The organism is Paenibacillus artemisiicola (genome assembly GCF_017652985.1).
Taxonomy (GTDB): domain Bacteria; phylum Bacillota; class Bacilli; order Paenibacillales; family Paenibacillaceae; genus Paenibacillus_Z; species Paenibacillus_Z artemisiicola.
This window is the reverse complement of the sequence record NZ_JAGGDJ010000026.1, coordinates 43,304-56,692: the sequence shown is the minus strand read 5'-3', so window position 1 is coordinate 56,692 and position 13,389 is coordinate 43,304. Positions and strand designations below refer to the sequence as shown.

General features: G+C 53.3%; 11 protein-coding genes. All 11 read right to left on the bottom strand.

What is annotated here, in order from left to right:
* Positions 1 to 112: 112 nt before the first annotated feature.
* Positions 113 to 1,984, bottom strand: coding sequence for an ABC transporter substrate-binding protein (locus I8J29_RS22745; protein WP_208849762.1), 1,872 nt, complete (start codon positions 1,982 to 1,984; stop codon positions 113 to 115).
* 12 nt (positions 1,985 to 1,996) lie between these two features.
* On the bottom strand, positions 1,997 to 2,170 hold the full coding sequence (locus I8J29_RS22740; protein WP_208849761.1) for a hypothetical protein: 174 nt from the start codon (positions 2,168 to 2,170) through the stop codon (positions 1,997 to 1,999).
* A gap of 110 nt (positions 2,171 to 2,280) precedes the next feature.
* A complete protein-coding gene (locus tag I8J29_RS33915; protein WP_208849760.1) occupies positions 2,281 to 3,165 on the bottom strand; it encodes a carbohydrate ABC transporter permease in 885 nt (294 codons plus the stop codon).
* A gap of 13 nt (positions 3,166 to 3,178) precedes the next feature.
* Positions 3,179 to 4,066 carry a carbohydrate ABC transporter permease gene (locus I8J29_RS22730; RefSeq protein ID WP_208849759.1) on the bottom strand — a complete coding sequence of 296 codons (888 nt, stop codon included), beginning with the start codon at positions 4,064 to 4,066 and terminating at the stop codon, positions 3,179 to 3,181.
* Positions 4,067 to 4,078: 12 nt separating this feature from the next.
* On the bottom strand, positions 4,079 to 5,395 hold the full coding sequence (locus I8J29_RS22725; RefSeq protein WP_208849758.1) for an ABC transporter substrate-binding protein: 1,317 nt from the start codon (positions 5,393 to 5,395) through the stop codon (positions 4,079 to 4,081).
* 118 nt (positions 5,396 to 5,513) lie between these two features.
* Complete coding sequence (locus I8J29_RS22720; RefSeq protein ID WP_208849757.1) at positions 5,514 to 6,344, bottom strand: helix-turn-helix domain-containing protein; 831 nt, start codon at positions 6,342 to 6,344, stop codon at positions 5,514 to 5,516.
* A 143-nt stretch (positions 6,345 to 6,487) separates the two neighbouring features.
* Positions 6,488 to 7,390, bottom strand: coding sequence for a carbohydrate ABC transporter permease (locus tag I8J29_RS22715; protein WP_208849756.1), 903 nt, complete (start codon positions 7,388 to 7,390; stop codon positions 6,488 to 6,490).
* Entirely contained in the window at positions 7,387 to 8,265 is an 879-nt protein-coding gene (locus tag I8J29_RS22710) for a carbohydrate ABC transporter permease (RefSeq protein ID WP_208849755.1), read from the bottom strand. Before I8J29_RS22710 ends, I8J29_RS22715 begins: the two co-directional genes overlap by 4 nt.
* 82 nt (positions 8,266 to 8,347) lie before the next feature.
* Entirely contained in the window at positions 8,348 to 9,703 is a 1,356-nt protein-coding gene (locus tag I8J29_RS22705) for an ABC transporter substrate-binding protein (protein WP_208849754.1), read from the bottom strand.
* A gap of 240 nt (positions 9,704 to 9,943) precedes the next feature.
* Complete coding sequence (locus I8J29_RS22700; RefSeq protein ID WP_208849753.1) at positions 9,944 to 11,569, bottom strand: response regulator; 1,626 nt, start codon at positions 11,567 to 11,569, stop codon at positions 9,944 to 9,946.
* Positions 11,562 to 13,388, bottom strand: coding sequence for a cache domain-containing sensor histidine kinase (locus tag I8J29_RS22695; RefSeq protein WP_208849752.1), 1,827 nt, complete (start codon positions 13,386 to 13,388; stop codon positions 11,562 to 11,564). Before I8J29_RS22695 ends, I8J29_RS22700 begins: the two co-directional genes overlap by 8 nt.
* Position 13,389: the final 1 nt, after the last annotated feature.

Here is a 13,389-nt window from a genome sequence, read left to right as displayed (position 1 = left end):
ATGGGGTAGGTTTCGGGCTTCATAACAATGGACACGTACACAAGATACGTTCGATCACCGTGAAGCCCGAGCATGGTTCGATAATGGAGAGTGAGCTTTAGTTATTTCTTAATCAAGGCTGCTCTCTAGGCGACAATCTTCCTTCCACGAAGTACGTGATCCCCCCGAAACCAAAGTTAATTTCGGAAACCGCATCGATGTCTTCAGGTTCAGTCGGCACTGGAAGGCTGCGATTGTATTTCTCGAATTCGTCTTCTCTCGGCCAGCCCTTGACCGTCTTTACATTCTCGAAATAACCGGTCGTATTTTGGAAAAATCCGACTCCATATGCGTTTTCATTCGTTATCCATGCCAGCTTGTAAATGGCCTCCTTGCGCTCCTCATCCGTCTGCATATAGGGCATTGCATTTAATGTCTTTTCAATGTCAACGACCTGTCCGCCGGGACCCGGCACCTTCAAATTCAATTTCCCTTTATCCGGGCCATCCTTATATTTGGGCAAATGAGCCATATTTCCGATGTTGCCCCAGTAGAAATTCCGCAGTGAATTCCACGGGAACATGAAGCCCCAGGAAACGTCCACCCAATCGACGGACATATGATAAGCGCCTTTGTCCTTGGTCGCGTTGTTATAATACACGCTGCCATCGACAGCCAGCAATTTGGTCGGAAGACCGAATTTCGTCATCTGCTCTGCGGCGATCTGGGCGGAGTTCACCGCTTGCAGCCATCCGCCGCTCACCCCGATTATAAAGTTCGGCGTCTTGCCGCTCGGGTCTACCCAGTTGCCGTCATCGCCTTTCTTCCAGCCCAGCTCGGTTAACAGTTCTCCCGCCTTGTCAGGGTTATACGTGAACTTTGTCATTGTCTCGCGGTTGTCCGGCGTGATCCATTTGGAAAGTTCGGATTGCGGCATTCCGCTCATCGAGACGTCCGCTTCCTGCCCATAGTAGTTGCCGACCTCGCGAATCTTCGTTCGATCCAGCGCGTAAACGATGGCCTGACGGAATTTCTGATTATCGAATGGCGGTTTATCCAGATTGAATACCATTCCGATCGTAGCGGGGTCGAACATTCGGTAATGGACAAGATCCTTGTTGGTAGCCAACATATTCTCCAGAATATCTCTAGGTGGCGTACCAGGAAATGTATCGATCTTGCCCGATTTCAACAAGGCTAAGCCGGATGAATCGGACCCCGGATTTTTAATGAAAATCCGGTCGAATTTAATATTTTCAGCCCTCCAATACTTCTCGTTTTTCTCCAAAATCATATCGGAAGCAGTTACTTTCTTCACGATAAACGGACCCGTTCCGACAGGCATCTTAGGACCTGCCTTTAAAAAGTCCTGCCAGTTCTTATCGATCTCTTTGCGCAGCTTATCTGTAATTTCCAAGCCGAAAGGCCCCTTTTTGTCGGGATCGTCTGTCTTTTTGGCCTGCTTTAACAATTCATCCGCCTTATCTACATATTTACCATAGAGATGATAAGGAATCGTGGCCTGATAATCTTGCGCAAGAAACAAATTTTTCATTTCCATAAACGGGGCGGGTTCCTGCCACTCAAATACAACCGTCGTATCGTCGACGATTCCAACGCTGCTTAGATACTTCGTGATCTCGACACCGTTATTGAGCAAGTAATAGCTTTTTACATCCTTGCTGGTAAATGGCTTGCCGTCCTGCCAAGTTACACCCGGTCTTATTTTGATTACGGTTTTGTTGCCATTATGCTCAACCGATTCGGCCAAACGGTTATAAATTTTATCCGTTGAGCGAACAATCTGAAATAATCCCTCATACGTATACTGCCAAGCCTGGCCTACGCCTCCTGAAGCAAAAGGGTTACCTTGAAACAACGGCGGTTTCGGCCACCCGCCTAAATCTCGGAATACTTTGGTGTTATCTTGTGTACATCCATTCAAAACTAGGGTGAAAACCAATACAAATGGAAGCAATACGAGCTTCAAACGCTTAAATCGCATCTACAAACCTCCTTATTTTTGGAAGGCGAAACGGACTTTGAGCGGATGCCTCATCTGGAGCAGCGGAATATCGCCTGGATCAATGCCATGAGGCGGCCGGCAAGCCTCCTCGTAAGTGCATATGCCGGCCAAGGGCAGCCCCAAGACGTCGATTTCCACTTTTGTCTTGTCGCGCTCTTTAGTCAAATTTGACCGCCTCGCCCGTTTTGGCTGACACATATATGTTTCAGTTTGTTTTCCATGCCGCTATAAAATATTGCCGGAAGCGGCCGTCATGCGTGGCGATCGGCAGCGAGCTAGCCCTTAATCGAACCTGCTGTGATACCGTCGACGAAATATTTGTGCCCTATTACACTGAGCAGCGCAAGCACGGGGAGCGACATCAGCAGCGCGCCAGTAATCGGGGATGCGTAGTCGATCTTATATGGATTGTTCATCGTCGTTAACCCGACGGCGAGTGTCATTTTGGAGCCCGAGCTTAAGTAAATAAGTGGTCCCAGGTAATCGTTCCACGCCCCCATGAACGTCAGTAGTGCGACGATTCCAATCGCGCTTCCACTGAGCGGAAGGGCAATGCGGAAGAAGCTGCCAAGCTCCGAGCAGCCGTCGATTCTGGCGCTGTCGAAAATTTCCTTCGGGATAGCCGTCATCACCTGCCTAATGAGAAAGACACCGAAGGCGCCGACGATACCTGGCAGGATGAGCGGCCAAAACGTATCCAGCCAGCCGAAGGAGCGGAACATCATAAAAGACGGAACTAGCGTAATTTGGCCCGGAATCATCATCGTCGCCAGCATGCCCATGAACAGCCCGTGCTTGCCTTTAAACTCGAATCGGGCGAACCCATACGCTACGAGCGAATTGAACACGATGGCGAGCAAGGTCACAGACACGGCGATGATCAAGCTGTTGGCCAGGAGCGCAAAGAAGGGAAGTTTCTCAAATAAATGGCTGAAGTTGCTTAATGTCGGGCGAATCGGTAGCGGATTGAGCGGATCACCTACGATATCTTCGTATCGTTTGAACGCCGTACCAATCATGAACAGGAACGGGGTTAGGAACAGCAGGCTTAATAGGATGAGTACAGCGAACGCCAGAAGGCGGCCTGATCCGTGCCCGCTTATTCGGGACGATTGTTTCACCGGGAGACTTTCGGCGGTTGCCGCAGCTAATTTCTGCACGTTGTCTCCCCTCCTATTCCTCCGAATTGTTTAGCTTGAACATCTTGAGCTGAATGAAACCGATGACCAGCAGCAACAGCGTGAAGACGTATCCGAGTGCCGATGAGTACGTGAAATCCTGACGCCGGAACGCTTCGTCGTATAAATACGAGGTCGGGAATACCAGGGAGTTCTCCGGTCCAAAGCCGCTCCCCGCCAAGATGAATGCTTCGCTGAACATCCCGTAGGAGCCGAGCAGGCATTGAAACACGATGAAGGTCATTATCGGCCGCAGCAGTGGAATCGTCACGAACCACAGCCGCTGCGCCGGTGCCGCGCCGTCAATCTTAGCCGCTTCAATTAACTCGCGCGGCACGTTCTGCAGCCCGGCAAGGAAGAACAAAATGTTTACGCCCAAGTATTTCCACCCACACAGAAGGATCAGCGCTGGAATTGTCCATGCCGGATCCTTTAGCCATCCGATCGGCGAAACGCCGACAAGGCCGAGCAACTGGTTGAGCACGCCATTGTCCCGGTCGAGCAGCAGCTTGAAGATGATTCCGACCGCGACCGCGGATGTAATATTCGGGGTGAAAAAGAATGTCGCGAAGAAACCTTTGCGCTTCGCGATATACGGCCGATTAAGCAGCAGGGACACGCCGAGCGCGACCGGCAGAATGAGGAAGAGGCTGCCAAGCGCGAGCTTGGTGCCGTTCCACATCGCTTTCCAGAAGAAGCCGTCCTTCAGAACGAACAGATAGTTGGACAACCCTGCGAAAGTGTAGCTGTCCGTCCCTTTCATCAAGCTGAGCCAGAAGCCGTACAGGATGGGATACAATCCAAATACGGCGTAGAGGGCAAAAAACGGGCAGATGAACAGCAGCGGTGCCAGCTTCCAGCGCGCAGATGCATGCGTCGTCATCGTTCGTCCTCCTTATTTCCGCGCTTGCTCTGCATCGATCAGGCTTTGCAGCTCTTTATCCACGCTGCCGAGGAACGTTTCCGGCGTCATTTTGCCGTTCTGGTAATCAGGCTCATATTTGTCCCAGGCTTTGCCTATCAGCGAGCGCCACCAAGCCTGATTCTGGCTCGGCGCCTGCGTGCCAAGATCCGCGTAGAGCGAGGCAATGTCCTGACCGTCAAAGTACTTGGTTGTGGCGTTTTCTTTGTGCAGGTCGGGCGATACTGCTGCACTCGTCAAGGCTGGGAACAGGTTGATGATTTGGAAGCTGCTCACAATGTTTTCTGTATTTAAATGCGTGTATTTCAAAAAATCCCACGCTTCTTCCTTGTTGGCGCTGAACTTGCTGAGCGCCATGCCCGTTCCGCCGTTCACGGTCGTCGGTATAGAGCTTGGTCCGCCGAGCGGCATCGGTACGGCCGCCCATTTCCCGCTCAGGTCCGGAGCGTTCTGCACGAGCTGTCCCGCCCACCAGTCGGGTCCGAACGCTGCGATAAATTGCCCTTTCGTGTACGCTTCCCAAGCCTGCGGCCCTTCCGGTGACGATTTGCTCATCAGGCCTTGATCCTTCCAGTCTTTGATTCGCTGCAGCACTTCGATCCCCGTCGGGGTGTCGAAGCCGATCTTGCCGTCTTTCGTGACCATGTCGCCGCCTTCTTGGCGAAGCAACTGCTCGAATACCCCTTCGTCTTTCTCGGTGCCGCTCAGAATGAACGTGTTCTTGTCGATCAGCGGTTTGGATGCTTCCATGAAGGCATCCCATGTCTTCAGCTTCGAAACGTCGATGCCCGCCGCGTCGTAAATGTCTTTCCGGTAGTAGAGTGCGGAGACGCAGGCGGCGATTTCGATACCGAAAACATTATCGTTGACCGTGTAAAGATCCAGTCGCCCTTTTGGAATTGCCTCCGACAGACCGTCCCTTTCCATGTAGGGGTTAAGCGGCTCAAACGGGACATCCCCTTTGATATACCGGGGGAACGCCCCTTGCTCGACGTCGATCAGGTCTGGGGCACCTTTGCCGCCAGACTGGGCGATAACCGTGTATTTATCGAACATCGCCGTGAATTCCAGTAATTCAATCTTGATGTTTATGTCCGGATGTTCCTTTTCGTAGTTCGCTTTCATTTCGTCGTAGTACTGCTTGTGTGTGTCCGCGAATGTCCAAATCGTTATCGTCTTCTTGCCGGCAGAAGACGAAACGTTCTCTTCTGAATTCCCCGCATCCGTGCTGCATCCGACCAAGTAGAGTAAGCAGCTGCTTGCAGCGAGCAAACCAAGCCCTCTTTTCACGAATACCCCTCCATCGTTAACCGATTTTGTAAGTGTTTTGTAAGCGCTGTAAATGTCTACATGAAGGATAGCACCGGTATGGCAGTCGGACAATATCACCCCATTGACGAAAAATGAACTAGAATTGATATCGCTCGGCGAGCCGGAACGCCTCCTTCCTCTGCCAGGCATCCCGTCTGATTTCAGACGGCGATTTCCCGGTGCGCTGCTTCAGACATTTTGAGAAATGGATGGTCGACTTGAATCCGCAGCGTTCAGCGATTTCCGCTACGGAATACCCTGTAACGGCGAGCATTTCCGCAGCCTGCCTGACCCGGTAATGCCATAAATATTTGATCGGTGTCGTATTCTCGTACGTGTGGAACAGCCGGATCAAATGTTCAGGCGTGACGTTTGCCTGCATGGCAAGGTCAACGAGCGTCCAGTTTTGGGCGTAACGCTCGTGAATCATGCGCTTTGCCAAGGCGACCGATACATGGATGTTCTCTTCGTAATCCTCGCATTTAGCTTCGTGCGAAAATTGATACAGGGCGGCAAGCCCCAGGCATTTCATCCGGAGGCTGTCTGCGGAGGCGCCGGGCTTCATCTCCAGCATGAGGTCCGTCAATTTATTCATTTCGGACGAGATCGGCAGAATGAATGGAAGCTCGTCCCATTTCGTCGCGTCCGCGTCCGCGACGGCCACAGCGATCCAGCGATGCCACGTCTCTTGGTCCGACGCGAACTCGAAATATTCCCAGTGGCCGGGCCTCAGCAGCACGGCGTTTCCAGGCGTCACGACATGACTTGCATCGTCGATCGTGACCTTTAAATGTCCCGTGTGGAGCAGAACGAGCTGAAAATCCGATTGATATCGCGGGCCGTACCGACCTCCTGGCGAGTACACGATTGTTCCACAATCCGCGGTCTGCACGCTTTCGGTCGGAAAGGTTTCAGCTGCATCGCTCATATGAACATTCCTCCTCAGCTGAATGGTTTGGAGCGTGTTCAATGTAAGACCTATTCCCTTGAAGCAAAAATAAAAAACACTCTTATCTACCGAAGCGGACAAGAGTGCTCTCAGTTGTGTGTTTTGCAGCGCGTAATTCGGAACTATCCTTTAACCGCGCCGGCTGTCATGCCTTGAATCATGAACCGCTGAAAGACAATGCCAATGACCAGCGTGGGCACGGCAAGCAGCACGCCGGTTGCCATGATCGCGCCCCAGTCGAACGTCCGCAGCCCCATGTACTCCATGACGGCGAGCGGCGCAGTCTTGATGTTCTTCCCCGTCAGGATGAGGGAAAAGAAGAAGTCGTTGTAACTGAACAGGAACGTCATGATTGCCGTCGCTGCCAGGCCGGGCGCCGCGATCGGCAGAATGACCCGCAAGAAAGCGGAATACCAGCTGCAGCCGTCAATGAGGGCCGATTCATCCAGTGCCTTCGGGATCTGCGCGAAGAAGCCGAGCAGCAGCCAGATCTGGAATGGTAGCGCGAATGTCGTGATGGCGATGACCATGATGAAATACGTATCGAGAAGCTCGAACGTTCTCGCGATGATGTATAGCGGAAGGCCGAGTACAATGGCCGGTATCATGCGGGAAATCAGAATCAGCGTTGACAGTGTGTTGGCGCCAACGAGCCGAAACCGTGTCAACGCGTAGGAGCTTGTCGCACTGCAAAACAAGGTAAGCAGTGTCGTCAGTACCGCAATGACGGCGCTGTTCAGGAACGACTTGAGGAAGCTTGGATTTTTCAGCACCGTCTTGAAATTATCCAGCACCGGCGTGAACAGCAATTTGGGCGGCAGCGACATCGCTTCGCTGTTCGGCTTGAACGCCGTTACGATCATCCAGATCGTTGGCGTAAGCAGGAAAATCAGCGTCACCGCAGTAAGCAGCGTGAACAATGCGGGCTCCGCCGCATTCCTGGTATGGATGCTGGCCGTCCGCATTCGTGCCTTGTTCAGCTCGGATCCGGGCATGCTCCGACCTTGACCCGTCATCCCGCTCATAGTCTCAGCTCCTCGTTCGTCCTATTCATTTCGCGGATCAAGAGTGACCCGACGATTAGAATAACTGCGACGATAATCAACGCCAAGGCGGATCCTTTCCCGATATCGAAGGAGTTGAACGCCAGCTCATAGTCGAGGAACTGAACCGTCCGCGTCGCATTGGCCGGGCCGCCCTTCGTCAGCACATAAATGTTGTCGAAGATGCGGATCGTGTCCATAATGCGGATAATGAGCATCACAAGCAGCACTGGCTTAATACTCGGCAACGTCACGTGCCAGAAGATCTGCAGCCGGTTTGCCCCGTCCACCTGCGCCGATTCTACAGGATCCTGCGGCACGGCTTGAAGCGCGGCATACATGACCAGGAACACGAATGGAATTGTGCTCCAAATGTCGACAATCGCTACGGAGATGAGCGCCGTGCCTGAGTCAGAAAACCAGCCCGGTCCTTCGATACCCAGCTGCCCAAGCAGATAGTTGACAATGCCGAAGGTGGGATCGAGCAGGAATTTCCAAGACAGGTAAACGGCGACCGGAGCAATCATCATGGGGGTGAGTACGAGCGCCTGGATTGGCCTTTTTCCCCGGAACGGGCGGTTCAGCAGCAGCGCCAGGCCGAGCCCTAGCACAATGCCTGTGGGAGCCGAGAGAAGGACGAATTTTAGCGTGACAAGCATCGAGGTTCTGAATTGGTCGCTGGCTAGCATGCTGGTGAAATTATCAAGCCCGATAAAGCGTTTGCCCGCCTGCGGCTTCATCAGATTCCAGCGAAACATGCTCGTCCAGATCACGTATCCGATCGGAAACAAGAAAATGCAGAGAAATAAGAGCAGGGTCGGTGCTAGAAACACATAGGGGGCGGCATTTTTACGCATGGCGCTCTCCTTTCGTGACAAGTGCATATGAAGGAGCCGAGCGGCTGCAAAGCCGTCCGACTCCCGCATGTAACCAGCCGCTTTATTTGTCGTAATAGCCCGCATCCTTCAAGATGCCTTCCACCGTCTTCTGCAGATCGTCCAGTGTCGCGGATGCCGATTTGCCCGCGACGATTGAGTTGATTGCGTTACCGACCTGCGTGTTGATTTGCGCCGATTCAGCGAACGAGGGCCGTTCCTGCGCGGTGTTCAGCACGTCAGCGGATGCGCCGAGCGTCGGATTGAGTTTCCGGAGTTCCGGATCGGCATTAATCGATTTGCTTGCCGTGGACGTCTGCTTGGCGATTTCTTTCATCGTTTCGGGCTTTGTAAACGCATGGATGAATTCGTACGCAGCGTCCTTGTTCTTGACGTTGGAGGTAACTGCGATTCCCCACGCACCAAAGCGCGGTACTGCCTTGCCGCTCGGTCCAGCCGGCACCGGCGCTACAGCGAATTTATCGTAAATCTTACTTTTGCTCTTGTCGGTGAAAGAACTGAGGTAGCCAGGCCACATGACGGTTGCCGCCACGCTGCCGGAGTTGAAGGCGGCCACGGTCTCTTCGTTCTGCCACGTCGCTACACCTTTCGGCGCTGTTTCTTTAAGAATCTTGGCAAACATCTCGGCGGATTGAACGGCTTCCGGGGTGTTCAGAAGCGGCTTCATGCTTTCATCGTAATACTTGCCTCCGTAGGACCAGAAGAAATAGCTCCAGAAGCTCGATGAACCTTCGTCTGGCCCTCCAGGGTAGGCGATGCCGTACATGCCATCCTTCGTCAACTTCTTCGCGGTTTCATACATCTCATCCATCGTTTTTGGCGGCTGGAGACCTGCCGCGTCATAAAGATCCTTCCGATAGAAATAGACCATGGCTTCCGCTGAGAATGGAGCCATGTACCAACTGCCGTCCACTTTTCCGTAGCTTTTGACGGATTCGTAATAATCGTTCTCGTCATAACCGTATTTCGAAAAGAAGTCGTCCATCGGAAGCGCGGCTTTTGAATTCGCCCATAGGACAGTGTAATTTCCCGGTAAAAACACCACGTCGTAATCTCCGCCCTGGCTCGTCATCGCGAGCTTCTGCTTGCCATCATAGGTCACCCAGTCGTAAAATTCCGTCTCCAGCTTGATTCCTTTCGCTACGAGTTCCGGCGTAATCGACTTGATGATATCCTCGGTGAAGCCCGAGCTGCCTAGAATGCGAAGCGTGACAGGATCTCTTGTGGACTGAGCTTCATTCGTTCCATTCGTTCCCGCATTCGCGGCGCCGTCGTTGACCTGTGCTGTTCCGTTTTCGTTAGTACCGGCATCGCTGCCGTTTCCGCCATTGCCGCAAGCGCTGGCAAGCAGCATGGCAAAGAGTGGCACGGTAGCCAGCAGCTTCTTCTTTCCGATCATTCAACAGCATCCCCCTACTGTTCATTACGGCAGTGCGGTGTGAGCAATCGTTTATGTAAACGCTTACTACCGTTAAGATCATGATAGCTCTGGGGGCAAGGAGGCACAATGCGCCAGTCTTTTGATTCCCCCCAATTTCTTATCCGTTTGTCTGGCAAGCTCCGACTAAAGCCGAAGGGTTAGCATAAAACCTCCACGATTTTTCGGTATGGTGCAAAATCTTACGGCTGGGCATGCCGATTAGAAGGTCATCTTCTTGTACTCGGTCGGCGTTACACCGACTTTGCTTCGAAACACCTGGCTGAAGTACTTCTCGTTGTCAAAGCCAACCTTTGTAGCGATTTCGTATATTTTGCCGGCGTCCGTCCGTAGCAGTCGCTTCGCACGCTCAATGCGGTAATGGGTTACGTAGTCCACGAAATTAAGGCCCGTCTGCTCCCGGAACACTGCGCTTAAATGACTCTTGCTCATTCCGATGTGATCTGACAGATCGGCTAGCGTGATATGGCGCTCGTAGTAGGTCTGAATATATTCGATTGCCTTCCGAATCGGGGGCGCTACCGCGGCGGAAGGCAACGGCATGCCGGTTGCCTGCAGCCTGCCTGCCCGCTCTAAGAAAAGCTGTGCCAATTCCGAGGGTACCCGGGTATTTAACAATTCATCGGCGCTTAAGTTAACGCATTCCGGAACAGGCCCGTCCTCGAAATGTGCATAATCCGCCTGCCTGTTATACCAGCCGGCCAATTCCACACACAAGGCTTTGAGCATCCTGACACTGCCGCTGCGGCAGATGTCGCCGACGAGCGAATAGGTCAACGCTTCTCCTCGGTTCATGTCCCCGCCTGCCAGCGCGGTGAACAGCTCCTGCAGCCGAACCTGCAGCGCCTTTAATCCTTCCCGCAGCCGTCCATCATCGACCCCGCCGGCTTGTACGTATGTGAAGACGGCTTGATTTTCACACAGCAGTCTGCAGCGCAGAGCATCTCGCGCACTGACAAACGCTTCACGCAGGCGCAGCGGATCCCGAACGGGCGCGCCAATCCCCACCGTGAGCTGCAGCCTCGTGTAAGCCGCCGCTGCCTGCACCGCCCGGTTCGCTGCGTGTTCCGCTTCTTGCAGGAGGCCCTCATCCGACGAACCGCTGACTACCGCGATATAATCGCCGCTGTCCGCCTCCCGGATCATGCAGGAGACGGAGATTGTCTGTAGCTGTCCGTGGATGATATTGAACAGTGCGTTGTCAACAGCTTCCCGTTTTTGGGTCCCTTGATGGTCGGGCACGCCAAGATGCTTGTCGGCTGAGAACAACATCACCGCGTATGCGCGATCGGGCAAGTCAATGCCGTGCTTCACCACCGCTGCGTCCAGCTCGTCGCGCGATGTGTAGCTGCCGCGAAGCAGCTCACGAAAGAAACTGTCCCTAGCGAAATGTGTCTGTAGGGCTGCTTGTTTCTTCAGCTGGTAATATTCTTTGTCCCGCTGCTCGGTCTCATTGATCTGCTCGCGAATACGACCGATCGCTGCTTCGAGGACGGCACTGGTCAGCTCCGGCTTCAGGATGTATTCATTTGCCCCGGCTGCCAGTGCCTCGCGCATGTAGGCATAGTCGTCGTAACAGCTGAGCACGATGATCCGGAGCCTCCGGTCGCGTTCCCGCAGGCGCTGAAGCAGGACGGCGCCATCCATCTGAGGCATTTTCATGTCCATGATCAGCAGGTCCGGCCGCAGTGCCTCAATCATTTCCAGTGCCTGGGCGCCGTTCGATGCCTCTCCGGCGATCTCCCACCCCGCGTCTGTCCAATTGATCAAGATGCGAAGGCCGACTCGCACGAGGATATCGTCGTCCACAAACAAGACCTTATGCAATCTGAGCTCCCCCCTTCAGCCGTAATGCGGGGAACCGGACTGTGACCGTCGTTCCCTTTCCTTCCGTACTTTGAAAAGTGAGTCCGTACTGCAGTCCACAATGAAGCTGAAGTCGTTCATGTACATTCTTGACGCTTATGCCCGAGAAGCGGGATTGGAATCGCCCAGCCAGGACGTCTTTAATGAGGTCTGCGCTCATACCCTTGCCGTTGTCGACGATTCGACAGACAAGATGCCCGTCCTCCAGCTTGGCTTCCAAGGTGATTAACCCGCCGCTTTCAATCGCCTCGAGTCCGTGAAACAAAGCATTTTCCACGAGCGGCTGCAGGGTCAGCTTCGGGACGACGCAGTCGAGCACCTCCTCGGCTACATCGTATTCTATCGAGAACGAATGGCAGTAACGCATCTGTTGGATATGAATGTAATGTTTGAGATTCTCGATTTCCCTGCGAAGCGGAATAGTCTCGTCTCCCAAATTCACGCTGCTGCGCAGCAGATTCACGAGCGCGGAGATCATGTCGCTGATCTGCTGCTCGCCCCGGATCACCGCCATCCACTTGATGGAATCGAGTGTGTTGTACAAAAAATGCGGCTGGATCTGCGCCTGCAGTGCGGACAACTCGGCCTGCCGTTTTAATTCCTGTTCCCGGTATATTTCACTGCGCATCTCCTTGAGCCGCGCGGTCATCATGTTGAAGTTCTTGCTTAAATACCCAATCTCGTCATTGCGGATCGTATCCAAGCGCACGTCCAGGTCACCATGCTGTACCTTCTTGATCAGGCGTACCAAATTTTTGAGTGGTTTTACGAGTCTGCTGGACAGGAAGGCCGCCATAACCAGGGACGCCGCAAGGCAGATCAATACAAGAAGCAAGGTCAAGCGCTTGATGAACTGGACCGGTGCTAAAATTTCGGAATACGGGATCAGCTGAACCGCTTTCCAGCCACTGAGATGAGAGGTTCGATAAATGCGCAGCATCCGCTTTCCATTTACATTCACTCGGTCAACGCCGCTTACGAGCTTTAACCCAGCGAGCGAAGCGGACGAGGAGAACCGCTGACTCGGATCTCGCTTGTAGATCGTATTGCCGTCTTCGTCTACCAGGATGAGCGAGCCGTTATACCCGCTGTGCAGCCGCGATACGATTGCGTCGATAACGCGGTAATCCATGTCAACACCGAGCAATCCGAGCGGGTTACCGGTTTGGATATCCCGAAACAGCCGCGCCATTCGAATCGGCCTGTTCTGCTCGCCGTCCACCACGATTGACTTCGTCTCTACATCCGTTTTTTCAGTGGTTTCGTCCGGCACGATCGTAAAATAGCTCTTTCCACCCTGCTCCGAGGTGGCCCGGTACCAGTCCTGCTTTTTCATCAGTGAGGGCACGTGGTCCAACGACGACGCCCGGTTCGTATTGCTGCTGCTGACGAGGAAATAATCATCGCCGATCAGGAAGACGGACTCGATGCCGTCCTGCATACTAAGCTGCTTAGTGAGCAATGCTTTGATTTCGTTGACAGCCTGTATCTCCGCTTCGTCGTACCGGCCCGACATTTTACGCAAGTTGCTGTTAATCGAGTAATTGAAGATGATATCGGTGGCCACACTCTCCATGCCGCTCAGATGGAACTCGATATTGTCGAGCACCTGGTCCATCGTTTCCGACGTGTTTAAGGTGACGCTGCGCTCGATAATGCCAGATGAAGCACGGAACGTCATGAACCCTAGAAAGAGCAGCGGTAGAATGATCGTCACGAAAATAAACGTCATCAAACGAGCCTGAATGCTGCGCAAGAACAAATGCCTGAGCCGATTCACG

What these genes read in the sequence shown, in the direction of transcription:
- I8J29_RS22745 (WP_208849762.1), bottom strand. Translation starts at nt 1,984, where the DNA reads ATGCGATTTAAGCGTTTGAAGCTCGTATTGCTTCCATTTGTATTGGTT.
- I8J29_RS22710 (WP_208849755.1), bottom strand. Translation starts at nt 8,265, where the DNA reads ATGCGTAAAAATGCCGCCCCCTATGTGTTTCTAGCACCGACCCTGCTC.
- I8J29_RS22705 (WP_208849754.1), bottom strand. Translation starts at nt 9,703, where the DNA reads ATGATCGGAAAGAAGAAGCTGCTGGCTACCGTGCCACTCTTTGCCATG.
- I8J29_RS22715 (WP_208849756.1), bottom strand. Translation starts at nt 7,390, where the DNA reads ATGAGCGGGATGACGGGTCAAGGTCGGAGCATGCCCGGATCCGAGCTG.
- I8J29_RS22720 (WP_208849757.1), bottom strand. Translation starts at nt 6,344, where the DNA reads ATGAGCGATGCAGCTGAAACCTTTCCGACCGAAAGCGTGCAGACCGCG.
- I8J29_RS22730 (WP_208849759.1), bottom strand. Translation starts at nt 4,066, where the DNA reads ATGACGACGCATGCATCTGCGCGCTGGAAGCTGGCACCGCTGCTGTTC.